This window comes from Desulfuromonas sp., assembly GCF_002868845.1.
Taxonomy (GTDB): domain Bacteria; phylum Desulfobacterota; class Desulfuromonadia; order Desulfuromonadales; family BM501; genus BM501.
Map to the genome: position 1 here is coordinate 24,844 of NZ_PKUB01000048.1, position 21,979 is coordinate 46,822.

The 21,979-nt window shown below is 65.4% G+C and carries 18 protein-coding genes and 1 pseudogene; 9 read left to right on the forward strand and 10 right to left on the reverse strand.

Annotated features, from left to right (window positions below):
* Nucleotides 1–22: 22 nt before the first annotated feature.
* Both C0617_RS14465 and C0617_RS14470 read right to left on the reverse strand, forming a co-directional pair.
* Entirely contained in the window at nt 23–1,069 is a 1,047-nt protein-coding gene (locus tag C0617_RS14465) for an ATP-grasp domain-containing protein (RefSeq protein ID WP_291317749.1), read from the reverse strand.
* Nucleotides 1,070–1,151: 82 nt separating this feature from the next.
* Nucleotides 1,152–1,748: a sugar transferase gene (locus C0617_RS14470; RefSeq protein WP_291317750.1), complete on the reverse strand. Its 597-nt coding sequence runs from the start codon at nt 1,746–1,748 to the stop codon at nt 1,152–1,154.
* 438 nt (nt 1,749–2,186) lie between these two features.
* On the opposite strand from C0617_RS14470, the gene C0617_RS14475 reads away from it, so the two are divergent.
* The 3 genes and pseudogenes from C0617_RS14475 to C0617_RS14485 all read left to right on the forward strand — a co-directional run bounded on the left by C0617_RS14475 (nt 2,187) and on the right by C0617_RS14485 (nt 5,345).
* Complete coding sequence (locus C0617_RS14475; RefSeq protein WP_291317751.1) at nt 2,187–3,482, forward strand: SPOR domain-containing protein; 1,296 nt, start codon at nt 2,187–2,189, stop codon at nt 3,480–3,482.
* A gap of 369 nt (nt 3,483–3,851) precedes the next feature.
* Nucleotides 3,852–4,820, forward strand: a pseudogene (locus C0617_RS14480) (FAD-dependent oxidoreductase); the annotation flags it as partial.
* A gap of 33 nt (nt 4,821–4,853) precedes the next feature.
* Nucleotides 4,854–5,345: a hypothetical protein gene (locus C0617_RS14485; protein WP_291317915.1), complete on the forward strand. Its 492-nt coding sequence runs from the start codon at nt 4,854–4,856 to the stop codon at nt 5,343–5,345.
* A 72-nt stretch (nt 5,346–5,417) separates the two neighbouring features.
* Here the strand turns inward: C0617_RS14485 and C0617_RS14490 are convergent, their stop codons facing one another.
* The 4 genes from C0617_RS14490 to C0617_RS14505 form a co-directional block, all read right to left on the reverse strand.
* Nucleotides 5,418–7,607, reverse strand: coding sequence for an EAL domain-containing protein (locus C0617_RS14490; RefSeq protein WP_291317752.1), 2,190 nt, complete (start codon nt 7,605–7,607; stop codon nt 5,418–5,420).
* A 181-nt stretch (nt 7,608–7,788) separates the two neighbouring features.
* Nucleotides 7,789–8,598, reverse strand: a complete 810-nt coding sequence (locus tag C0617_RS14495; protein WP_291317753.1) for a GNAT family N-acetyltransferase — start codon at nt 8,596–8,598, stop codon at nt 7,789–7,791.
* Between the two features lie 14 nt (nt 8,599–8,612).
* Nucleotides 8,613–9,755 carry a homocitrate synthase gene (nifV, locus tag C0617_RS14500; protein WP_291317754.1) on the reverse strand — a complete coding sequence of 381 codons (1,143 nt, stop codon included), beginning with the start codon at nt 9,753–9,755 and terminating at the stop codon, nt 8,613–8,615.
* Nucleotides 9,756–9,965: 210 nt separating this feature from the next.
* The gene (locus C0617_RS14505; RefSeq protein ID WP_291317755.1) at nt 9,966–10,634 is read right to left on the reverse strand and encodes a type 1 glutamine amidotransferase; all 669 of its coding nucleotides are present in this window, start codon (nt 10,632–10,634) and stop codon (nt 9,966–9,968) included.
* Between the two features lie 448 nt (nt 10,635–11,082).
* Between C0617_RS14505 and nifE the strand changes: the two genes are divergently transcribed.
* The 4 genes from nifE (at nt 11,083) to C0617_RS14525 (ending at nt 15,959) form a co-directional block, all read left to right on the forward strand.
* Nucleotides 11,083–12,435, forward strand: a complete 1,353-nt coding sequence (gene nifE / locus C0617_RS14510; protein ID WP_291317756.1) for a nitrogenase iron-molybdenum cofactor biosynthesis protein NifE — start codon at nt 11,083–11,085, stop codon at nt 12,433–12,435.
* Nucleotides 12,423–13,718 (forward strand): nitrogenase iron-molybdenum cofactor biosynthesis protein NifN, encoded by a 1,296-nt coding sequence (nifN, locus tag C0617_RS14515; protein ID WP_291317757.1) that lies wholly within the window; start codon nt 12,423–12,425, stop codon nt 13,716–13,718. Before nifE ends, nifN begins: the two co-directional genes overlap by 13 nt.
* 109 nt (nt 13,719–13,827) lie before the next feature.
* Nucleotides 13,828–14,835 (forward strand): nitrogen fixation protein NifQ, encoded by a 1,008-nt coding sequence (locus C0617_RS14520; RefSeq protein ID WP_291317758.1) that lies wholly within the window; start codon nt 13,828–13,830, stop codon nt 14,833–14,835.
* A 227-nt stretch (nt 14,836–15,062) separates the two neighbouring features.
* Complete coding sequence (locus tag C0617_RS14525; protein WP_291317759.1) at nt 15,063–15,959, forward strand: bifunctional methylenetetrahydrofolate dehydrogenase/methenyltetrahydrofolate cyclohydrolase; 897 nt, start codon at nt 15,063–15,065, stop codon at nt 15,957–15,959.
* A gap of 87 nt (nt 15,960–16,046) precedes the next feature.
* Here C0617_RS14525 and C0617_RS14530 read toward each other — a convergent pair whose 3' ends face one another.
* From C0617_RS14530 to C0617_RS14545, 4 genes are all read right to left on the reverse strand, one after another.
* A complete protein-coding gene (locus tag C0617_RS14530) occupies nt 16,047–17,855 on the reverse strand; it encodes a dynamin family protein (RefSeq protein ID WP_291317760.1) in 1,809 nt (602 codons plus the stop codon).
* 225 nt (nt 17,856–18,080) lie between these two features.
* Nucleotides 18,081–18,176: a DUF6132 family protein gene (locus C0617_RS14535; RefSeq protein ID WP_291317761.1), complete on the reverse strand. Its 96-nt coding sequence runs from the start codon at nt 18,174–18,176 to the stop codon at nt 18,081–18,083.
* Nucleotides 18,177–18,300: 124 nt separating this feature from the next.
* Complete coding sequence (locus tag C0617_RS14540; protein WP_291317762.1) at nt 18,301–19,932, reverse strand: ABC-F family ATP-binding cassette domain-containing protein; 1,632 nt, start codon at nt 19,930–19,932, stop codon at nt 18,301–18,303.
* Between the two features lie 267 nt (nt 19,933–20,199).
* Nucleotides 20,200–20,991, reverse strand: a complete 792-nt coding sequence (locus C0617_RS14545) for an FRG domain-containing protein (RefSeq protein WP_291317763.1) — start codon at nt 20,989–20,991, stop codon at nt 20,200–20,202.
* Between the two features lie 185 nt (nt 20,992–21,176).
* Here C0617_RS14545 and C0617_RS14550 point away from each other — a divergent pair, with 185 nt between their 5' ends.
* Complete coding sequence (locus C0617_RS14550; protein ID WP_291317764.1) at nt 21,177–21,608, forward strand: hypothetical protein; 432 nt, start codon at nt 21,177–21,179, stop codon at nt 21,606–21,608.
* 10 nt (nt 21,609–21,618) lie between these two features.
* Nucleotides 21,619–21,813 carry a hypothetical protein gene (locus C0617_RS14555; protein ID WP_291317765.1) on the forward strand — a complete coding sequence of 65 codons (195 nt, stop codon included), beginning with the start codon at nt 21,619–21,621 and terminating at the stop codon, nt 21,811–21,813.
* Nucleotides 21,814–21,979 lie beyond the last annotated feature (166 nt).

A 21,979-nucleotide genomic window follows, 5' to 3' on the forward strand; every position in this document is an offset into this window, starting at 1 on the left:
GGTCCGTTGTCGATTTCTGGCTTTAAAAGTTGTCTACCCTTTCCCCCGATAGCGTCACGGACTCTCCGGTTTGCGCCATGTTCTCCACGTCTTCTGACGCGACGAAAACATCATCGAAAACCCTGAAAAAATAGCCCGTTGTCGTTTCCGGCCTGCTGAGGGGTTCATTTAAAACAAAATGCCTGATGCACATTTCGGGCATGTTGAAATTGTAGTAGGCCCTTGCGGATTCAGTGCTTGAAAATCTTGGGTTGATTTCGAAAATTACGGGACCCCGGTCCGTTAATCGCAATTGCAGGTTCGACGGGCCGACAAGGCCGATTGCCCTGGCAACTTTTTCACAATACTGGGAAATTCTGGGGTCGTCAACGACCTGTGCCTTGTGGGTGAGACCGTGGCCCAGTCTCCTTTTCATGGCAATGCTTCCAACCGGGTTGCTGTCGGAGTCACAAAAACACCCCACGGTGTACTCCTCGTCATCGGGGAAGAGGTATTCCTGCAGGACCGGGTGTTTGATTTTCGCCAAAGCATGAGCAAGGTTCTCTTTTTCTCTGACGATCGAAAGGTTTTTCGATCCTGCACCGAAACGGTCTTTGACGACGTAGGGCAGAGGGACTTCTTTCAAAAAATTTTCAAGATCGTCTTTTTCTTCTGGAATCGCTGACTTCGGATGGTCGAATCCATATTCCTTGAGAAATACCGCCAGCCTCCACTTGTCTTTCGCGATGTCCAGGGCTTTCGGGGGGGGCGCCACCACGTATGCCCCCGTCTCCCTTTCTATCGAGGCGGCCTGTTTCGATAAAACCTCCATCTCAGCCATGTTGCCCGTCATGATAATGTGCACGTTCTCTTTTTTGACGATGTCGATTATTTTTTGAACATAATCGCTGCTGCCCGCAGGGGGGACGGTGTAGGACTTTTCCGTTCGGTACAGTCCCGCAGACATGTGACTGCAATCGCAGGCGATAATCTTTAATGCCATTTTGGATTGCCTGAGCGCTTTCCAAAAAAGAATCGCCTGCTCCCCTCCGGCCCCTGTGATCAATACATGTGTGCTCTTTGTTTTCATATCCCTTTTCTTTGTGAAATGGGGCGCTAGACAGAAGGGCTCCGTTCGGTTTTGCCGGGGCCCATAGCGCTTTCGTTGCTTCTCAGGAGGTTTTCTTCAGCCGCGACGGAAGCATCTGCCCGGGCGGATGGATGCCTTTCCGCTTGAAAACCTTCATGGCGGTAAGGTAAAGAATCTTGGCGTCTGTCCACAGGGAATGGTTGTCGACATACCATAAATCAAGTTTGAACTTTTCCTCCCAGTCGATGGCGTTTCTGCCGTTGACCTGGGCCCATCCCGTAATGCCGGGCCGCACCTGATGCCGCCTCATTTGCTCCGGAGTGTAGATCTCAAGGTACTCCATTTTCAAAGGCCGCGGGCCGACCAGACTCATGTCTCCCCTCAGGACGTTAAACAACTGGGGCAATTCGTCCAGGCTGGTTTTGCGCAGAACCTTGCCCAGTTTTGTAAGCCGGTCCTTTCCCGGAAGAAGAACGCCATTGGCGTCACGCGTTTCATCCATCGTCCTGAACTTGTAGATTCGAAAGGGCTTTCCCGCTAATCCGGGGCGTCTTTGGTCAAACAACACGGGCCGCCCCATTGTCATCCAGATAACCAGGGCTGTCGCCAGCATTGCCGGGGATAAAAGAATTATCCCGAGAAAAGAAAAGAGACGATCAGTAAAACTTTTGATTTTCATATGGATATTCGGCGGGTTGAGTATTCATTCGCGTATCGACCAAAGCGGGAATGCGTTTCCCCCTTTGTCGCCACCGGAATGATTGGTCTGCCTCCTCATTCCGGCAGGGTCGGGGGCTCTGAAGGGTGGATTCCTGAGCTTCCACTTCTTTCCTTAGAGCCTACTAAAGTTTTAACACGAGAAACCCTCCTGTCAATTCAACCCGCCTGTGAAGGTTTACCCGCCTCCGGGCTTTTCCCTCATGCCGAGGCGCGCAGGGGAGCGATGCGGCCCCAGGGAAACCCGTTTCCGGGGGAATTCCTCGCCAGGGGAGGGGCCGGAAACCGTCCGAGAGCAGACGCCTTATTGCAAGCACAATCTTAAGGTTGACGAATAGCAATAAAATACAGTAACTTACGTTGCCGTTTTGTTGAAACAGATAGCGCAATGGTGGACGCCATGAAAAAGTATTTCCCTATCGCTTTGCTGGCAGCTTTGGTCGTCTTCGCTCCGGCCGTACACGGGGCCGGAGGGGATAGCCCGTCGGCCACGGTCCATATGCAGCGCGGGCGACTCCAGGTCCGCCAGGGGCGCCTCTTCGAGGGGCTGCAGGAGTATCGCCACGTCGCCCGCAAGGGGCAGTCGAACTCCCGCCTTCACAGGGACATGGCCCTGACCCTTTACCAACTGGGGCTGCTGGGCGAGGCCACCGCCGAGATGGAAAAGGCGGCGGGATTGTCCGAAAAACCCGAAGAGTTCGACCTCGGCCTCGGCGTCCTTTACCTGGCCGGCGGGCGCATGGAAGAGAGCAAGGAGCGTTTGAGCGCCGCCCTGTTCAGAGACCCCGCCCTCGCCGTCGCCTATTATTATCTCGGGGAGCTTTACCTGAAGGCCGAAGAGCCGGGAATGGCCTGGTTCGCCGCGCAAAGGGCCCGGAATCTTGGCCTGCAAAGCGAGGAACTGCTTCGCAGGCTGGAACTCCGGGGGCCGGCTCCCCGGGAGCGGGACGCGGCTGCCGACGATCTCTGCCTGAGGCAGGCGTTCACGGCCGAGCGGAAAAAGGCCGAGGCTTTGCAGCGCAGGATGGCGACGGATATCTCCTGGGGGGGACTTCTCTCTTTGCGCAGGGCGTCGGCGCCCGACTTTCCAGGATCCTGCAGGCCGGACGACCTTCCCGCTCCCGTTGAAACCGCACTCGCGGGCCTGGAACCGTTCTCTTCGCCGGTGACGGTCGAGACCGAGCGCGGTTTTTACGTCGTGCAGCGGCTGTTGCCCTACAGCGAGGAGAATTGGCGGGCGCAACTGGCCGGCCGGACAGCTGTTGTCGTCAGGGCTCTCGAAAGGGTGGAGACGCCTCTCCCGCCCTCGCCTCCGGAGCCGACTCCCGAAAAATCGAAGGCAAAGATTCAGGAAGAGGCTCTGGCGCAGGTAGCTGCGCAGGTAAAGAAGCAGGCAGCGGCGAAGGCAGGGAGGCGGGTTTCCCTGCCCCTCTCCGAGTCGGTCCCCGCCCGCCGGCAGGCCGAAGGCCGGTTCGTGCTCCACGCCGGATGCTTTAAAAACGACGAGAGAGCCTACTCCCTGGTGGCCAAGTTGAAGAGCCTGGGCCTCTCCAGTTTTACGAAAGAAATTCCCAGGAAGGACGGCGGCGTGCTGTTGGGCGTCGTGGCGGACCTTTATCCCAGCCTCGCCGAGGCCGAAAAGGCCAAGGAACTACTCCGCGGCAAGAACCTCGATTCGTTCATCTCGCCCAAGTAGACGGACCGGCGGGGCGGCTTTGCCGTCCTGCCTGGTTCCCCGCGAATGCCCTCCTCACCGCAGATCGTTCGAGTCAGCCGAAGGCTCGCTGCGCCCGGACATCCGGCCCCGAACGCCTCAACCGGCCCGTTCCGCTTCGGCGGCGAGGGGACGGCCGGGCATCGCCCGATCCCCTTTCCGCAAATCCCCAAGAACCATAACCTCCCGGGGTGTCCGCTGTGCAGGCGAGCGCTCGGGGCCGGGACGCTTTTCGATTCCCGTGCTTTTTGCCGGCAGGAGGTTTCCCCCGGTGCCGGCTTGTAATCGACCCGTTTCCTTGTACTAATTAGAGAAGGCGCGTACCGATACCTGCATGGAAAAGGGAGAGCCATGACGACCTACGAGTATGACCTCGGCATTATCGGCGGGGGGGCCGCGGGGCTCACCGCGGCGGCCGGGGCCGCCCAGTTCGGCGCCCGGACGGTCCTCTTCGAAAAGGCGCCGGCCCTCGGCGGGGACTGTCTTCACCACGGCTGCGTCCCCTCCAAGAGCCTCATCCGCGCCGCCGGCGTGTGGTCCCTGGCCCGGCGCAGTTCCGAGTTCGGCCTGCCGCCCCTCGATTTGCCGGGCGTCGATCTGGGGGCGGTCATGAGGCGGGTCCGGGAGGTGATCGAAAGGATCCAGGAACACGACTCGCCCGAGCGTTTCTGCCGGCTCGGGGCCGAGGTCCGTTTCGGGGAGCCCCGTTTTCTGGACGAGCACACCGTCGAGGCCGGGGGCTAGCGCATCTCGGCCAGAAGCTGGATCGTCGCCACCGGTTCGCGGCCGGCCCTGCCGCCGGTGGAGGGGCTTGAAAGCGTGCCCTTCTGGACCAACGAGACGCTTTTTTCCCAGGCCGAGCTGCCGGGGAGGCTTCTGGTGCTGGGCGGCGGGCCGATCGGCCTGGAAATGGCCCAGGCCTTTCAGCGCCTCGGCTCGCAGGTGACGGTGGTGGAGTTCATGGAGCAGATTCTCGGCCCCGAAGACGCCGACCTTGCGGCCATTCTGCGGGAGAGGCGCGAGGCCGAAGGGATGAAGGTCCTTACCGGGACCCGGGCGACCCGGGCCGAGGCGGCCGGTTCAGGGATCCGTCTGACGGTCGTTCCCGCCGAAGCTGAGGGGGAGGAAAAGGCCCTGGAGGGGGACGCCCTGCTCGTCGCCACCGGCCGCCGTCCCAATGTCGAGGATCTGGGCCTGGAGGCCGCAGGGGTCGAGTCTTCCCCCCGCGGCATTCCGGTCGATGCCCGCATGCGCACCAACGTTCGCCACATCTACGCCTGCGGGGACGTCACCGGCGCGTACCCCTTCACGCACGTGGCCGGCTACGAGGCGGGGATCGCCCTCTCCAACGCGGTGCTGCGCCTGCCGCGCAAGGTCGATTACGCCAAGGTTCCCTGGTGCACCTACACCGATCCCGAGGTGGCGAGCGTCGGCCTGAACGAAAAGCGCGCCCGCAAGGCGGGGGTCGAGTACCGGCTGCTGGAGGAACCGTTTGCGGGCAACGACCGGGCCCTGGCCGAAGGCGAGACCGCGGGCAAGATCAAGGTGCTGCTCAGCCCGGGGGGGAAACTGCTCGGCTGCCAGATCGCCGGTCCCCATGCAGGCGAGCTTATTCACGAGTGGATCACCGCGGTCAGCGGCGGCGTCAAGCTGGCGACGGTCGCCGGGGCGGTGCACGTCTACCCGACCCTGGCGGAGATCTCCAAGCGGGCCGCCGGGGCCTATTTTTCCGAGAAATTGTTCAGCGAGCGGACCAAGAGTGTGCTGCGCCTGCTGTTCCACCTCAAGGGGCGGGCCTGCGTTCCGCCGCCGGACGAGGAGACCCCTCCCACGAAGGAAAACTGACGCAAAAAGGCCCGGAGCCGAAAAGCCCCGGGCCTTTTTGCGTTCTGGCGTCGAAAGGGTCGCCGGGCGCGTCTAATCCGGCGCGCCGTTGTGCCGGGCCAGGAAGCGGGAGAACTGGGCGGGGGGCAGGGGTCGGCTGACCAGGAAGCCCTGAACCATTTCACAGCCCTGGCCGCGCAGGTACTCCAGCTGACGATCTGTTTCCACGCCTTCGGCGATGACCTGAAGGCGAAGGCTGCGGGCCATGGCGATGATGGCTGAGACCATGGCCGCCCCCTCCCTGCCCTGATCGATGTCCTTGACGAAGGAGCGGTCGATTTTCAGGAAGTCGAGGGGGAAACGCTTGAGGTAGCTGAGGGACGAGTAACCGGTGCCGAAGTCGTCGAGGGAAAGCCGGATTCCCATGGTCTCCAGGGCGTTGAGCATGGCGATGGTCGACTCCCCGTTCTGCATGAGGATGTTCTCGGTGATTTCCAGGTGCAGCAGGCTCGGATCGAGCCCGGTTTCCTGCAGTACCTGGGAGACCATGCCGATGAGATCCTCCTGCCAGAACTGGCGGCTGGAGAGGTTGACCGACACCGGCACCGGAGGCAGGGAAAGGTTCTGCCACTCCATGATCTGGTCGCAGGCCTGGCGCAGGACCCATTCGCCGATCGGCACGATCAACCCGGTCTCCTCGGCCAGGGGGATGAAGTCGGCCGGCGCCACGCTGTCCTGGTCCCCCTGCTGCCAGCGCAGGAGCGCTTCGGCCCCGAGGATTCTGCCCGAGCGGGGGTCCATCAGCGGCTGGTAGTGGAGGCAGAGCTCTTCCCGCTCCACGGCCTTGCGCAGCCGGTTCTCCATGGCCAGCATCTTCAGGGCGGCGGCGTTCATGGACTGGGAATAGAATTGGTAGTTGTCCTTGCCCAGGCTCTTGGCGTGGTACATGGCCGAATCGGCGTTTTTCAGCAGGCTGTCCACGTCCTCGCCGTCGTCAGGGTAGATGGCCATGCCGATGCTGGCGGTGATGAAGACCTCGTGCCGTTTCAGGGGGAAGGGCTTGGAAAAAGCATCGAGAATCCGCTGCGCCAGCTTGGCCGCATCCTGGCTGTTTTCTATGTCCGTGGCCCAGATCGTGAATTCGTCGCCGCCGAGCCGGGCCACGGAAAGGGTCTCGTCCTCGTTCTCCTGGCGGGCTACCACGTCGGTGGAGCGCAGGGCGGAGATCAGGCGCTGGGCCACCTCCTGCAGGAGCAGGTCGCCCATGCTGTGTCCCAGGGAGTCGTTGATCAGCTTGAAGCGGTCCAGGTCGAGAAACAGCAGGGCGACCTGGCGCCCGTAGCGCTTTGCGTGATTGAGGATATAGCCGAGCTGTTCGTTGAACAGCACCCGGTTCGGCAGCTGTGTGAGGGAGTCGTAGTAGGCCAGGAAGCGGATCTGCTCTTCCGACTCCCGGCGTTCGGAGATGTCCTGGAACGTCCCCATCATGCGCGCCGGGGTCCCGGAGGCGTCGAGGCCGACTTCCGCCTGGCCCAGCAGGTAGCGCTGCGAGCCGTCCTTAAGGACGATGCGGTGGTCGATGCGAAAGGGGGTCTGGCGGAGCTGGGCATCGAGGAGGGACCTCTCCACCCGGGCACGGTCTTCCGGGTGGATGAACTCGAGAAAGGCCTGGAAGGGGAGGTCGATCTCCTTGTCGCCAAGGTCGAAGATGCGGCAGACCTCCTCGGAGAAGAGTATCCGGTCCGGCTCGAAAACCCACTCCCAGTTGCCGAGGCGGGCGATGCGCTGGGCCAGGGCCAGCTTGGCCTGGTTCCCCTTGAGCTCCTCGAAGGTGCGGCTGGAGCGCAGGATGTAGAGGATCCGGTGTGCGAGAATGGTGTAGTTGAGGGGCTTGGTGATGAAGTCGGTGGCGCCCGCCTCGTAGGCCTGGCAGATCGATTCCGTGTCCTCAAGGCCGGTCACCATGAGGACCGGGACGTGGGCGCCCTCGGGGAGCAGGCGCAAGGCCGCGCAGGTGGTAAACCCGTCCATCCCGGGCATGAGAACGTCCAGCAGCACCATGTCGGGGCAGGTCTTCTGGATCTGTTCCAGGGCCTCTCGACCCCCTTCGGCCTCACACACTTCGAAGCCGAACTCTTCCAGGGCGTCGCGCATGGTGGTGCGCATGAACTTTTCGTCGTCCACGATGAGGACCACCGGTTTGTTGACCGGCGAGAGGGGGAGGACGGGGAGTTCGTCTTCCGGGTTATCGACCGAGAAGGGGTCTTTATGCAGCGAGCTCAAATGCGCCATTCCCGCCCTTATGGGGTGAAATCGGTTCTCCCCAACTAAAGTTTGTGTCAACACATGAACATAAGTACCTAAGTAAGATACCACAAAAAAACATTTTTTGTGAAAAGCTTCGATTTTATGGCTTTTTTCGGCGGAGGCTTAGGCGGAGGGGGGGAACGGTCCGGTTGAGGAATCACCCCATGCTGCCGAGGGAGGCCAGGGCGACCAGGCCTCTTTGGCCCGGGGGCGTCGCCGGGCCTTTGGCCATCAGGCGACACTCTCCCTGGGCGACGAAGCCGGCCGCGGTCAGCAGTTGGCCCATGGGGGAGGACTTCAGGACGTCGGCCACCAGCTCTTCCCTTTCGCAGGAGTAAAGGGCTGCGGCCAGCAGAAGGCGGTTTTCGCGGGGGCAGAACTCCTGGGAACTCCAGGGGCCAAAAACCTGGAAATCCACTCCTTCCTGGAGCAGGGCGACGCTCTGTCCGCAGGTCAGAACCCGGCCCCGGCGGGCCAGGGGCTCGAGGAGCCCGCGACGGGATTCCCCCCAGACGCGGGCATCCTCCCGGAACAGGGCTTCGGGTCGGGCGGTCGGCTTGGCCCCCCCGGAGGGCGTAGAATCCCGGCGGACCCAGCGTACAACGCTGTCTATTGTCTGAAATCCCCTTTTCTCGTAGATGGGGTGGCCCAGGACCGAGGCGGTGAGCCAGATGCCCTGCGCCCCCCGGCGCTCCAGCACGTCGGTCGCGTGGTCGAAGAGCAGGCCACCGTAGCCGCGCCCCCGGTAGGCGGCGGGGACGATCAGGTTGCCGACCCAGCCGCTGCGCTCGTGGGAGACGGCGGTAACCAGCCCGCGCACCTCCCCGTCGGCCCGCAGCACGAAGGCCGAGCCTGCCAGGGGGCCGCGGTAGAGTTCCAGCTCCTGTGCCGGGACCCGCCAGCCCTCCCTGCGGGTCCAGCGTAAAAATACTTCCCAGTCCGAGTCCTTCGACGTGCGTATCTCCATCGCGTCCCCCCCGGTCAGGCGACCCGCCGGGCGGAGCGGCTCAGGGAAAGCAGCTCCCCGTCGGTCAGGGGGCGCTTGTTGCGCTGGGAGATGCCGCGCACCTTCTCCAGCAGGTCAAGGGCGTCGAGCCGGTCCAGCTCCAACCCCAGCTGCCGCAGCCGGTACAGCAGGCCGTGGCTGCCCGAGTGCTTGCCCAGGACCATGTGCCGGCTCAGGCCTACCTCCGCCGGGTCGAACCCCTCGTAGTTGCCCGGATGCTTCAGGACCCCGTCGGCGTGCAGGCCCGACTCGTGGGAAAAGACCTTCTCCCCCACCACGGCCTTCCATTCCGGCACCGGCCGGCAGCTCGCCTTGCCGACCAGGCGGGAAAGCTCCACCAGGCGGCCGGTGGCGATGCCCGGGTCCTGGCCGCATGCGTGCTTGAGGGCCATGACCACCTCCTCCAGGGCGGCGTTGCCCGCCCTCTCTCCCAGCCCGTTGACCGTGGTGTTGACGTAGGTCGCGCCGGCCTTGATCCCCGCGATGGCGTTGGCGGTGGCCATGCCGAGGTCGTTGTGGGTGTGGACCTCCAGCTCCAGCTCGGGAACCCGCTCCCGCAGGGTGCGGATCTTCTCGTAGGTGGCGAAGGGGTCGAGGATTCCCAGGGTGTCGCAGAAGCGGAAGCGGTCGGCGCCGAGGGCGCGGGCGACCTCCAGCAGCTCGGTGAGAAAGTCGAGGTCGGCGCGGCTCGCGTCCTCGCCCCCGACCGAGACGTAGAGCCCGTGCTCTTTGGCGAAGCCGAGGGCCGTCTTGAGCTGCTCGGCCACCCAGGTCCGGTCCTTGCGCAGCTTGTGGCGGATGTGGATGTCCGAGACCGACAGGGAGACGTCCACCGCCGTCACACCCGCGTCGATGGAGGCCTGGCTGTCCGGGACGACCGCCCGGTTCCAGGTGATGAGGCGGGCCTTGAGGTCCATCTCCACGAGGGCCCGAACGCTCTTCTGCTCCTCTTTTCCCATGGCCGGGATGCCGCACTCGATCTCCCCGACCCCCATCTCGTCAAGCATCCGGGCGATGCGCTTCTTCTCTTCCAGGGTGAAGACGACCCCGGCGGTCTGTTCGCCGTCGCGCAGGGTGGTGTCGTCGATGACGATCGGGTTTCGGATATCCTGTTTCATGGCGACCTCACAAAAAAGCCCCGGGACCTGTCGGTCTCGGGGCGGCGTTGCCAGAAGCCAGCGGCGCTGCTGGCGGGTTCTTCTGCGAGTCCTGAAATGCATGGGGCGTGCCACTTCCAGAAGGCTGCGAAAGGGGCGCTTTGTTGCATGGCCGGGGGCGGGGATGCCGACCATTTAGGCAGAGCTTCGGGGGGCCTGCCTGCCGAAAGATCAGGGACCGGCCAGGTCGAGGAAGTTTTCCAGGAGGCGGCCGGCGAGGCGGCGATGCTCGGCCTCGACGGCGGCGAACTCCTCCGCCACCGGTCCCGTCTCCCCGACCGCCCGGCACCAGGCGGCGACGATCCCCATCGTGACCTCGGGGTGGAACTGCAGGCCGTAGGCCCTGCCGAGGCGGAAGGCCTGCCCGGGACAGGCCGGAGAGGCGGCGAGATGGGCGGCGCCCTCGGGAACGGCGAAGCTGTCGCTGTGGAACTGGAAGGCCGGGAAGGTCTTAGGCAGGCCGGCGAAGAGGGGGTCGGAGAGCCCCGCGTCGGTGAGGGCGACGGCACGGGGGCCCCGCTCTCCGTTGCGGGCCGGGAAGACCTCGGCGCCCAGGGCCGCGGCGAGCAGCTGCCCTCCGAGACAGATGCCGAGCTGGGGGGTTCGGGCGTCGAAGGCCCTTTCCAGAAAGCGTGGGAGTCCGGCCAGGTGGGGGTGGGCCGCCAGTTCGTGGACCCCCATGTAGCCGCCGAGCAGGATGATCCCGGAAAGGGCTGAGGGGGCGGGCAACTCCGGGGCCTCGAAGAGTCGGGCTTCTCGGTAGGGCACGCCGCGGTCGGCGAGAATGTCGGTGATGATGCCGGGGGGGACCCGGACGTCGTTCTGGATGAGGAGGATCATGGGGCACCCGTATCTGGGAAGAGGGGTCATTATGGATACAGTTGCTCGATTGAGCAAGAGGTGTGCCGGTCCTTCCCGGGCTGGGGGTGTCTTTTGGGAGGATCAAGGGCAAAAGGAGCTTTTTGATTCCGGTCTTCGTTCCATTTGAGAGGGCGCCCGTCGGGGGGGGCGGCGGTTTTGGTTCTTAATGATCGACCCATGTGTGCCCAAAAAATGACCATAAGTTTCGTGCTCTGCCCCTGTAATGCAACTTCCGACAGGACCGGCCTTCAGAGATTTGACCAATTTGCGGGCATTTTTCCCCTGGCGAGACTCTTGCAACGGGAAGGACAAGAGTTCCCCATCACCCCCACGGCCGCCATAGCCGCCGGCCGCAGCGGGTTCCCTCCCAACGACGCGACGGGACTGATGACGATCTGAAGGCAACGCATTCAGAAAGGATCAGCCCTTGACACCCAAACCGAAGATCAAAGACCTTCTCGACGAAAGCGCCTGCGCCCACAACAAGACGCGGAAGACCGCCTGCAACGCGCCGACTCCGGGGGCGACGACCGGCGGCTGCGCCTTCGAGGGGGCGCAGATCACCCTCTTTCCCTACGCCGACGCCGCCCACCTGGTCCACGGGCCGATGACCTGCCTCGGCGCCTCCTGGGAAACCCGCGCCACAAAGACGGGCTGGGAGGGGCGCGACCTGACCCAGGTCGGCTTCACCACGGGGATCTCCACGAAGGACGTGGTCTTCGGCGGCGAGCAGAAGCTTCTCGACGCGATCGGCTACATCGTGGAGCGCTACGCCCCCGAGGCCGTCTTTGTCTACGCCACCTGCGTCACCGCCCTCATCGGCGACGACATCGACGCGGTCTGCAGGCACGCCGAGGGCAAGCACGGTGTCCCGGTCGTCCCGGTCCACGCTCCCGGCTTCGTCGGCAGCAAGAACCTCGGCAGCCGCCTCGGCGGCGAGGCGGCCCTGGCGGGCCTGATCGGCACGGCGGAGCCGGAAGAGGCCACCCCCTTCGACATCAACCTCATCGGCGAGTACAACGTCACCGGCGACATGTGGCAGTATTCGCACCTGCTCGAGGAACTCGGCATCCGCGTTCTCTCCACCCTGAGCGGCGACGGCCGCATCGCCCGGATCCGCACCGCCCACCGCGCCCGGCTCAACGTCATCGTCTGCGCCAAGTCCCTCGTCTCCCTGACCCGCAAAATGGAGGAGCGCTACGGCATCCCCTCCGTCTCTCTCTCCTTCTACGGCAAGCGCGATACCAGCGCAGGCCTTCTCGCCATCGCCGAAGCCCTGGGGGATGCGGAGCTGGTCGCTCGGACCAGGCGCCTGGTCGCCCGGGAGGAGGCGAAGCTGGAAGAAAAGCTCAAGCCGTACCGGGAGGTTTTCCGCGGCAAGAAGGCGGTGCTCAATACCGGCGGCAACAAGAGCTGGTCGATCGCCTCGGCCCTGCAGGACCTGGGGATCGAGGTGGTGGCCACGGCGGTGAAGAAGGCCACCGAGGCCGACCGCGAAAAGGCGCGGGAGCATCTGGGGGAGAAGGGGGTGCTGATGATGAACCCCGGCGCCGAGCAGTCGAAAATCATCGACGAGACCGGGGCGCATCTGCTGCTGGCCGGCGGGCGCAGCCTTTACACGGCGATCAAGAAGGGGATCGCCTTCGCCGACGTCAACCAGGAGAAGAAGAAGAGTTACGGCGGCTACGGCGGCCTGCTGAACCTGGCCGAAGATCTCAAAAACGCGCTGGAGAACCCGGTCTTTACAAACGTCGCCCGGAGGGCCCCATGGGAGAAGTGAGCCGCAAGTCGAAGAAACCGCTGCAGGTCAACCCCTTCAAGCTTTCCCAGCCGATGGGGGCGGCGCTCGCTTTTCTGGGGGTGGACCGCTGCATGCCGCTGATGCACGGCGCCATCGGCTGCACCAGCTATACCAAGGTCTACTACACCCGTCACTTCGCCGAGCCGATCGCCATCCAGACCACCGCCGTCTCCGACGTCACGGCGATCCTCGACGGCGGCGACTACAGCATCGTCGAATCGGTGAAGAACATCACCGGCAAGGTCACCCCCAGCCTGATCGGCCTGCACACCACGGGGCTGACAGAAACCAAGGGGGACGACATCCGCGCCGTCGCCGGCAAGATCGACTTTCCCCTGGTTCACGTCAACACCCCCGACTACGAGGGGGGGCTCGAGAGCGGCTGGGCCCTGGCGACGAGGGCGATGATCGAGCAGCTGGTCACGCCGACCGAGTCCATCGACGACGACAAGCTGGCGCTCCTGCCCCACGCGAGCCTGACGCCGGTCGAGGTGGAGAAGATCAAGGAGTTCATCGCCTCCTTCGGCTACGAGGTGCTGGCGCTGCCCGACCTGTCGACCTCCCTCGACGGCCATCTCGGCGAGAAGCAGGCGGCCCTCTCCGGCGGCGGCATCTCTGTCGAGCAGATCCGGGGGCTGGCCGACGCCGGACTGGTCGTCACCGTCGGCGACTCGATGCAGGGGTGCGCCAGGGCGCTTCTCGAGAAGAACCCCTTTGTCCGCCACCTTCACTTCCGCCACCTGGGAGGTCTCGAGGCGACCGACGCCCTGGCGGCGCGGCTGATGAAGGAGACGGGGGTCGAAAGGCCGCAGCCGCCCATCGCGCGTTGGCGCAAGCGCCTTCAGGACGCCATGCTCGACGGCCATTTCTCTCTCGGCCAGACCCGCGTCCTGGTCGTCGGCGAACCGGACCAGCTGGCCGGGTTCTGCCAGGCCCTGAACGAGGCGGGGGCGAGGGTCGCCGTGGCCGTCTCCACCGTCGACTCGCCGCAGCTGGAAACGATCCCGGCGGCCAAGGTGCTGGTCGGCGACCTGGAGGATGCCGAGAACCTGCGCGATGAGTACGGCCTGATCGTCGGCAACGATCACGCCGAGGCCCTGGCCCGCCGGTTCGGCAAGGCCCTGGTGCTGCGCGGTTTCCCCAACTGGGAACAGGTCGGCAACCAGTTGAAGAATGACGTGCTCTACGAGGGGGGGGCGTATTTCCTCTTCGAGGCGGCGAACGCCGCCACCGCGTTGCGGGAGCACAAGGAAGGGCATTGACCACCCCGACAAGATCGCCCTGAGGCTTCCCTAGCTGCAGCCGCCCCCCCCGGAGGAAACGTCCTTCGCTCGGCGACCTTGAAGGGGGAGAAGAAAACCTGGAGAATCAATGGCCGGCTACACCGATATCATTCGCCGCTACGCCACCGACGACAGCCGCGCAGGCGCCCTTCCCGACGCCCACGGCACCGGCGAGGTCGGCCTGGAGGCGGGGGAGGCCGGCACGCGCCTGGCGGTGCGCTTCGCCATCCGGGTCGAAGGGGGCGCGGTGGTGGATATCCGCTTTCAGGTCTTCGGCTGCGGTTTTACCGTCGCCGCCTGCGCCGCCCTGGCGGAGCTGGCCGAGGGGCACCCGCTCGCCGAGGTCGATGCCATCGCCCCTGCCTGGGTCGACGCCGTCCTCGGCGGCCTGCCCGAAGAGCGCGCCTACTGTGCCGAACTCGCCGCGGAGGCGCTTCGGGGGGCTGTGAAAAGCGCCTCCGGCGGGGATGCGGTCCGCTCCTCGGTCGCGGCCGGAGCAGGGGACCACGCCCCGCGGCTGAGCCCCTCCGATCCGGTCTACCGCCAGCTGATGGAAAGCCCGGCCCCGGTCGGCGCCGCGGGCGAGGACCGCCACCTCTTCGCCTGCCTGATCGCCGTCGCCGCCGGGGAGCCATCCGGTCTGCCGGCGGCCCTCGGCCTGGAACAGGAGGGGGTTACTGCCGTCATGGAAACCTATTTCCCCGGCGCCGACCCGGACGCCCTGTTCCAACATGCGACCCCGGCCAGGGGAGTTCCCCCCGAAACCAACGGGGACGTCCTCGCGATCCTCCTCTCCCACGTCCCGCAGGACGCTCAGGGGAGGGACCTCCCCGCCTCCGCCTTGTTGGCCCGCATCCTCGCGGCGCGGGCCGCCCATCCCGGGCACCTGTGGAGGGCGATGGGCCTGTTCGAACGCCCCGAACTCTCCGCTGCCATCGCCCGTCACCTCCCGACCCTCGCGGAGGCCAACGACAGGGGGATGCGCTGGAAGCGCTTTCTCTTCAAGGAGGCCTGCGACCTGGGCGGCGGGACGATGTGCAAGTCTCCCGACTGCGGGGCGTGCAGCGACTACGCGCTCTGCTTCGCTCCCGATTAGATTTTCTGCCCTTCGGGTCCCCACCGCTCCGGCTGCGTCACAGGGGGGGGCAGCGGCTCCCCGTAATTTCCGCATGATTTTTTATGGCGTAGACGCGTCTACATGATTGCCCCGCCCGATTCGCCGTGCTAGCCTCGCAACCTTCTTTTCGTGGCTGTATCAACCTTCTCCCGGGCGGGGCGCGAACCGGCCCCCGGCCGGGCAGATCGGAAAAAGGAGATTGTCCAGTGCTTGTAACACCCTCCATCGTCGCGGCGCGCTACCGGGCGGAAATCAGGCAGGAGATCCGGGCCCTCGGCACCCGGCTCAAGGTCGTCGGCTTTCTCGCAGGCGACTACGGCCCTTCGCTCACCTACGCTGAGTACACCCGGAACGCCTGTGAAGAACTGGGCATCGCCTACGAACTGCGGGTCCGCAACCGGCTGGAGCTGGAGGGGGCCATCGGCGAGGCCAACGAGGACCCGGCAGTTCACGGCATCATGGTCTACTACCCCGTCTTCGGCAACGAGCAGGACCGCTACCTGAAGGACGTGGTCGACCACCGCAAGGACATCGAGGGGCTGCACTCCTACTGGATCCGCAAGCTCTACGAAAACGAGCGGCTCGTCGACGGTGCCGTCGCCGCCGGCAAGGCGGTGGTCCCCTGCACCGCCCTGGCGGTCCTGAAGATCCTCGAGGCCAACGGCGCCTACGGCGCCAGCGGCACCCGGCCGGCCGAGCACAAGACGGTCACCATTTTCAACCGCAGCGAGGTGGTGGGCCGCCCCCTGGCGGTGATGATGTCCAACGACGGCGCCCGGGTCTACTCCTTCGACGAGTTCGGCCCCATGCTCTACGAAGTGGGGCAGGCCGTGGAGACGGAGATCTCACGGGCCGAGGCCCTCGCCGGCTCGTCCATGGTTATCACCGGGGTTCCCTCCCGGGCCTTCCCCAGGATCGGGGCCGGGGAGATCTCCCCCCGCACCATCTGCCTCAACTTCGCCACCATCAAGAACTTTTCCCCGGAGGCGGAGGAGAAGGCCGAGCTCTTCATCCCCCGGGTCGGGCCGGTGACCGTGGCGATGTGCATGCGCAACACTCTGCGACTCTTCCGCAGCTACCACGCCCATCGATTGGCCGTCTGAGACCTCTATCGGCGTCCCGGCAAGAGAAAGCCCCGGTTCCGCAAGGAACCGGGGCTTTCTTTATGCAGTGCGGGTGTCTCTGAAGGGCTAGGGGCAGGCGCCCAGGGCCTTGCGGATCGCCTGCAGCTCCTCCAGTTCCTTCTTCAGCCGGGCCTCGTCCGGAGCGGTCTCCCGGGCTTGTGCCTCGCGGCGGCCGAGGGCGACCTCGACGGCTCCCCTGGTGGCGCCGACCGTCTTCTCCAGCTGCTCGCGCAGCTCGTAGTCGAAGTGGCGGAAACTCTCGTCGAGGCTTCTGCGCAGGGTCCAGCTGATCTGCTCGACGTTCTGGTTGAGCAGGGACCGGCAATGCTCCCGCAGGCGCTTGACGGTGCGCCTGCGGCGGAATCGTTGCGAAAAGAGCTTGCGGGAGATGCGCTGGCCGAGGGGGTCCATGTCGGAGACCCAGACCTCGCTGCTCCAGGAGGGGGGCGAAAAGGGGGTGTAGGCGGCGGCGCCGGCCGGGGCCCGGTAGGGGACCTGGAACAGCTCGGCGGCGGTCTGGCGGACCTTCTCGATGATCCGGTTGCTGCGCTGCTGGTTCAGGGTCAGCAGGTCGGTCGCCTCCTTGCGGACCGTCTCTCCCACGGAGCGCATCGCCGCGCTGAAAAAGGGCGGGGTCTCCCGCGCCATGAGCAAGCGCACCAACTCCTCCATCTCTTCGGGATCCTCTTCGCCGTCGAGGTATTCCTCGACCCGGGGCAGTATCGCGCTGCGGGCCCTCTCCCGAACCTCTTCGACCTTCGCGTCGAGAAGGGCGATCGCCCGCTTCCGGTCCCCGGCCAGGACGTCGGCGGCGGCATGCTGCTCGCGCTCGACCTCCGGCAGGACCTGGGCGAAGGTGTCGAGGCGCTGCTGCAGGTCCTCGAGGGGAAGCTCCAGGGAGCGCAGCGTCAGCTGCAGCCGCATCGCCCCCTCGTCGACCATGTCGCAGGCCTGGCGGGCCAGGGCGGCCTGCAGGGTGTGCTGCTTCTCCTTGGCCAGAAAGTCGATGAGATGCTCCTCCACCTCCTGCAGGCCGCTGGACTTCCAGCCGCTCTCGTCCCCGGAGACGCGGGACTGCAGGGCCTTGCGGGCGGAGATGGGGAAGATTCTCGGCGCCTCTTCAAGGTCGCCGTGACGCTCCAGGTTCTCCCGGAGGAACTGCAGGGAGGCCTGCAGGTCGCCGGCTTCGAGAAAGTCGACCTTGTTGAGCAGGAAGAAGATGCGCGGCAGGCGGTCGCGGATCCGGCCGAGGTACTCGAGCTCCATTTCGGTCAGGGGCGGATCGGGCGAAACCAGGAACAGGGCGGCGTCGCACTGGGGCAGCACCTGGTGGGCGGCCTCGGTGTTGTGGCGGAGGGTCGAGCCGACCCCGGGCGTGTCGATGAGGACCACCCCCCGGCGCAGCAGGTCGGCCGGGTGGGCGATTTCGACCCGCCTGACGCTGCGCTCGTTATGCGGGTTGCCCGCTTCGGTGACGTAGTCGGCCAGGATCGCGGCGAGGGGCCGGTCCGGCCCGGGGGCGTGGACCTCGGCGGGGCGCTCCCCGTCGAAGACCACCCGCACCTGCAGGGTCTCTCCGGCTTCGATAAAGGTGGGGATGGCGGTCACCGGCAGGATGTCGGTGGGGAGCAGGTCCTCGCCGAGCAGCGCGTTGAGCAGGGTGCTCTTGCCCCGCTTGAACTGGCCGAGGACGGCGAGGTGGAAACGCCCCTCTGCGAGGCGCCCCTGCAGCGACTCCAGCCCCGCGCGGGAGTCGGCGTAGTCGTCCCCGAGACGGGACAGGCAGGCGGCGGAGCGCTCCAGCAGGCCGGCCAGGTCTCTCTCCTCGGCTTCTTGGGGGGGGATCGCCGTCCCCCCGCTGGGCAGTTCGGTCATGCGGGCCCTCTCGCTGTGTCTCGGTGCGGCGGGTTCAAGGCGTCGTTAAAAGATAGCACAAGCCCGAAAGGGCGGGCCCGGTTTTTCCCTTCCCCGCCCCGAGTCTTTCGGTTCGGGAATTCAGCCCTTCTTGTCGGGGCGATTTCCCTCACCGGGAATCAGGGCCAGAAAAAGCCCGATCACCGCTCCGTACAGAATCCCTGACCAGGGAGTCGAAAGGATGCCTCAGGTGCTGCCCGCGCACTGGCCCGCATAGCCGAGCAGACCGCCGGCGGCCCCTCCGATGGACATGAGGATGGCAAACTTCATCACGTGTTTCATGGGGCCTCCATAAAGGTGTCAGGCATTTTCCCATCCCCGCCGGGAATCTGTCAAGGCGGCGCCGATGATGTTTTCGGTTCCGGAGAGCGCGCGGGCGGGGGCTGCTGGACTCTTTTTGAGGGCCTCAGGCCGCGGCCCCCTCCCCGTTCTTGCGCAGGTAGTAGTCGTAGTCCCCCTCGTAGGCGGTCAGCGCGCCATGGTCGATTTCGAACACCCGGTCCACCAGGGCTCCGAGGAAGTAGCGGTCGTGGCTGACCAGGAGCACGGTCCCGGCGAACTTCTGGAGCGCCTCGAGGAGCACCTCCCGCGAGGCGATGTCGAGGTGGTTGGTCGGCTCGTCGAGGATGAGGAGGTTGTGCGGGCGGGCCAGGAGGGTGGCGATGACCACGCGGCTCTTTTCGCCGCCGGAGAGGTTGGCGATGCGCTTGTCGACGTCGTCCCCGCCGAAGAGAAAAGCGGCGCAGAGGTTGCGGATCACCCCGACCGAGGCGGTGGGCAGGGCCGCCTGCACCGTGTCGTACACGCTCATCCTCGGGTCGAGCACGTCCATGGAGTGCTGGCTGAAATAGCCGATGTCGACGGCGGCGCCGGCCACGGCGCGGCCTCCGCTCGCCTCTGTCTGCCCCGCCAGCACCTTGAGGAAGCTCGACTTGCCGGCGCCGTTGACGCCGACCACGGCGATCTTCTCCCCCCGCCGAACCATCCCCGAGACCCCGCCGAAGACCGGCGTCTGCCCCCCCTCGGGAAGGGGCCAGCTCTTGGCGAGGTCCTCGAGCACAAGGACGTCGTCCCCGCTGCGCGGCGGCGGGGAGAACTCGAAGCTGATGACCTTCTGCTCCGGGGGGATCTCGATGCGCTCGATCTTCTCCAGCTTCTTCACCCGCGACTGCACCTGGGCGGCGTGGGAGGCGCGGGCGGCGAAGCGGGCGATGAACTCCTCCTCCTTGGCGAGCATCTCCTGCTGGCGGCGGTGGCTGGCGAGGAGCTGCTCCCGGCGGATCTCCCGCTCGCGCAGGTAGAAGTCGTAGTCGCCGCCGTAGGTGGTGATGGTCCCCCCGGCCACCTCGACGACGCGCGACACCAGGCGGTTCATGAAGGCGCGGTCGTGGCTGGTCATCAGCACCGCCCCCTTGAACTCCTCCGACAGCCACTGCTCGAGCCAGATGATCGACTCCACGTCGAGATGGTTGGTCGGCTCGTCGAGCAGCAGGACGTCGGGGTTGATGGTGAGGATTTTCGCCAGGGCGATGCGCATCTTCCAGCCGCCGCTGAAGGACTCCACCGGGCGGCCGTAGGCGTCGGGGCCGATGCCGAGGCCGGTGAGGACCGCCTGGGCGCGGCTCTCCAGGTCGTAGCCGCCGCGGTGCTCGAACTCCTCCTGGGCGTTGCCGTAGCGCTCGAGCAGGGCGGCCAGGGCGTCGTCCTCCATCGGCTCGCACATCTGGGCCTCCATGGCCCGGATCGCCTCGCCCAGCGCCATCGTCTCGGCGGAGGCGGCCATCACCTCGGCCAGGGCCGAGCGCCCGGACATTTCGCCGACGTCCTGGGAAAAGTAGCCGATCACGGTCTTCTTGGCGCACTGGATCTCGCCCCCGTCGGCCTGTTCCTCGCCGGTGATAAGGCGGAAGACCGTGGTCTTTCCCGCGCCGTTGGGGCCGACCAGGCCGCTGCGCGACCCGGGGAGGACCTGGAAGGAGGCGTTGCGGAAGAGCACGTGCGAGCCGTGCTGGCGGGTGATGTTGTTCAGGTGGATCATGCGGGGTCTCCAAGGAAAAACAGAATCTGGCTGTACGCTTCGTTATCGTCAGGTTCGGACGTGCTGCAGAAACCTTGCCATCTGGCGGGGCAGCGGGGGCGAAAAATCGAAATCGGCCTCTCGCCCGTTCGCCTGCGTTGTCTCAAGCCGCAAGGATGCAAAGAAGGTCGATGCGGCTTTGCGTGAGACAGGGTGTTAAAAGCCCCGCACTGGTATCATAGGGGGCGTTGACGGGACAAGCTTTTTTATTCATGGGGAGGAGGGGCGCTACCGTTCCTTGGTGCTGTAGTGGCGCTTGAGCCAGCGGCTCAGGCCGTCCAGGCCGGGGAAGAGGACCCGCTCGGTGATGTTGGCCTGGTCGAGCTTGTCCCGGACCTCCCACTTGAGCTCGGCGGGGATGACGATCTTGCGCCAGATGGAGCGGTGGCGGGCCAGCCAGGCGTCGACGCCGTGGCGGGGGCCGGACATGATGGAGAAGAAGGCGAACTGGTTGACGATGCGGTCCTCCATCGAGGGCGGTTCGAAGAAGAGGGCGAATTCGTCCCGCCCCAGGGCGTCCAGGGCTTCGAAGGAGGTCACCGCCTCGTCGAGCATCTCCACGGTGAAGACGTTGGCCCCCTCCTTCGCCAGCTTCTGTCCCAGGCTTTCCGGGAGCAGCTCGTGGGCCTGCACGTAGTTGACGGCCCAGATGACGCCGTCCACGTCGAACTTCTCGATGTTGGCCGTGGCGAAGTGCATGGCCACGAAGGGGGAGTAGGTCCAGTAGAGCAGGCGGGTGGGCAGGCCGTAGTGCTGGGCCACCGAGAGCCAGTGCCAGAAGGAGTCGCGCTGGACCACGTCGCGGTGGGCGTACTTCTTGAAGTTGCGAAGGAGGTGGCGCTCGATCTGAACGAAGTCCCCCTCCAGGCGGATCAGGGTCGAGAGGAGGGGGAAGGATGCGTCGGAGAGGCCGCGGAAGGCGTTGCGGGATCGGAACCGCCCCAGGGGTTCGCTCCACGAATCGGCGAAGAGTTCATCCTGCAGCTCGTTCCAGCTGGCGACGCGGACTTCGTTCTTCATGGGGCCTCCCTGGTCCGGGGGGAAGGGGATGGGCCTGCGGCCTGCCTAATAATTAAAGACGGCGCCCGCCGCGGTGTCAACCGGAAGGGGGAATTGTCTGTCGCCCACTTGCTTTTCCCCGTGCGCCTGGGGCATCATGAAGCGTTGCCCGGGATGCTCCGGGGCGGCTCCGAAGGAGGAACTGAATGACTCTCGATACCGCACTGATCGCCCTTGGCTGGGGGGTGCTTTCCGGATATCTCGCCATCCGCACCTCCGACAGCCTGCTGGCGGTCGGCTTCTGCCTTCACGGCCTCCTTATGGGCCGCTGGAAGCGCCTGGCAAGCAAGGCCTCCACGGGCCTGATCCGGCCCGAAATCATCCTGCGCCTGCTCTTTCGGGTCGGCCTCTATGCCGCCGTCTACGGGGCCCTGCTCCGGTTCGGCTACGACTATACCCGCGGGGAGTTGTGGTTCGACTACGGCGGACGCGGCGGCGCCCTCTGTCTCGCGGTCGCCATCGCCGTGGCCCTGAGCCGCCTGCCCTCGGCGCGGCGCCGGCTGGCCGTCGTCTGGCGGATGAGCCACGAGTTCGATTACGCCGAGAAGCGGCAGCGGACCCTGCTGCTGAAGGTCTGAGGCGGACGGCGTGACGAACTTTATCCTGATCGGATTTTTCGTCCTGCTCGGGATCGGAAGGACCGCGGCGGACATCGCGGTCTTCGAGGCGGTGGAGGCCGGGATGGAGGTGGAGCTCGCCGGCGCCTTGGCCGGCTTCGGCATCGTCTTCTCCTTCGCCTTCGCCCCCCTCCCGGTCCTGTACGCGGCGATCCATCTTTTCTGACCGGCTGCATTTCCTTCGATTTTGAAAAATAGAAAAAGGGGGCCGGTCAGAACAACTCGATGTCCCCCTCTTGGGCGCTCTTTTGCGGATGCAGGTCGGCCAGCGCCAGTGCGTCTTCCACCGTAGCGCCGGAATGGATCGCTTCGAACATCTTGCGGTCGCCGTC

What these genes read in the sequence shown, in the direction of transcription:
- C0617_RS14465 (WP_291317749.1), bottom strand. Translation starts at nt 1,069, where the DNA reads ATGAAAACAAAGAGCACACATGTATTGATCACAGGGGCCGGAGGGGAG.
- C0617_RS14470 (WP_291317750.1), bottom strand. Translation starts at nt 1,748, where the DNA reads ATGAAAATCAAAAGTTTTACTGATCGTCTCTTTTCTTTTCTCGGGATA.
- C0617_RS14475 (WP_291317751.1), top strand. Translation starts at nt 2,187, where the DNA reads ATGAAAAAGTATTTCCCTATCGCTTTGCTGGCAGCTTTGGTCGTCTTC.
- C0617_RS14495 (WP_291317753.1), bottom strand. Translation starts at nt 8,598, where the DNA reads ATGGAGATACGCACGTCGAAGGACTCGGACTGGGAAGTATTTTTACGC.
- nifV (WP_291317754.1), bottom strand. Translation starts at nt 9,755, where the DNA reads ATGAAACAGGATATCCGAAACCCGATCGTCATCGACGACACCACCCTG.
- C0617_RS14505 (WP_291317755.1), bottom strand. Translation starts at nt 10,634, where the DNA reads ATGATCCTCCTCATCCAGAACGACGTCCGGGTCCCCCCCGGCATCATC.
- nifN (WP_291317757.1), top strand. Translation starts at nt 12,423, where the DNA reads ATGGGAGAAGTGAGCCGCAAGTCGAAGAAACCGCTGCAGGTCAACCCC.
- C0617_RS14520 (WP_291317758.1), top strand. Translation starts at nt 13,828, where the DNA reads ATGGCCGGCTACACCGATATCATTCGCCGCTACGCCACCGACGACAGC.
- C0617_RS14530 (WP_291317760.1), bottom strand. Translation starts at nt 17,855, where the DNA reads ATGACCGAACTGCCCAGCGGGGGGACGGCGATCCCCCCCCAAGAAGCC.
- C0617_RS14535 (WP_291317761.1), bottom strand. Translation starts at nt 18,176, where the DNA reads ATGAAACACGTGATGAAGTTTGCCATCCTCATGTCCATCGGAGGGGCC.
- C0617_RS14540 (WP_291317762.1), bottom strand. Translation starts at nt 19,932, where the DNA reads ATGATCCACCTGAACAACATCACCCGCCAGCACGGCTCGCACGTGCTC.
- C0617_RS14545 (WP_291317763.1), bottom strand. Translation starts at nt 20,991, where the DNA reads ATGAAGAACGAAGTCCGCGTCGCCAGCTGGAACGAGCTGCAGGATGAA.
- C0617_RS14550 (WP_291317764.1), top strand. Translation starts at nt 21,177, where the DNA reads ATGACTCTCGATACCGCACTGATCGCCCTTGGCTGGGGGGTGCTTTCC.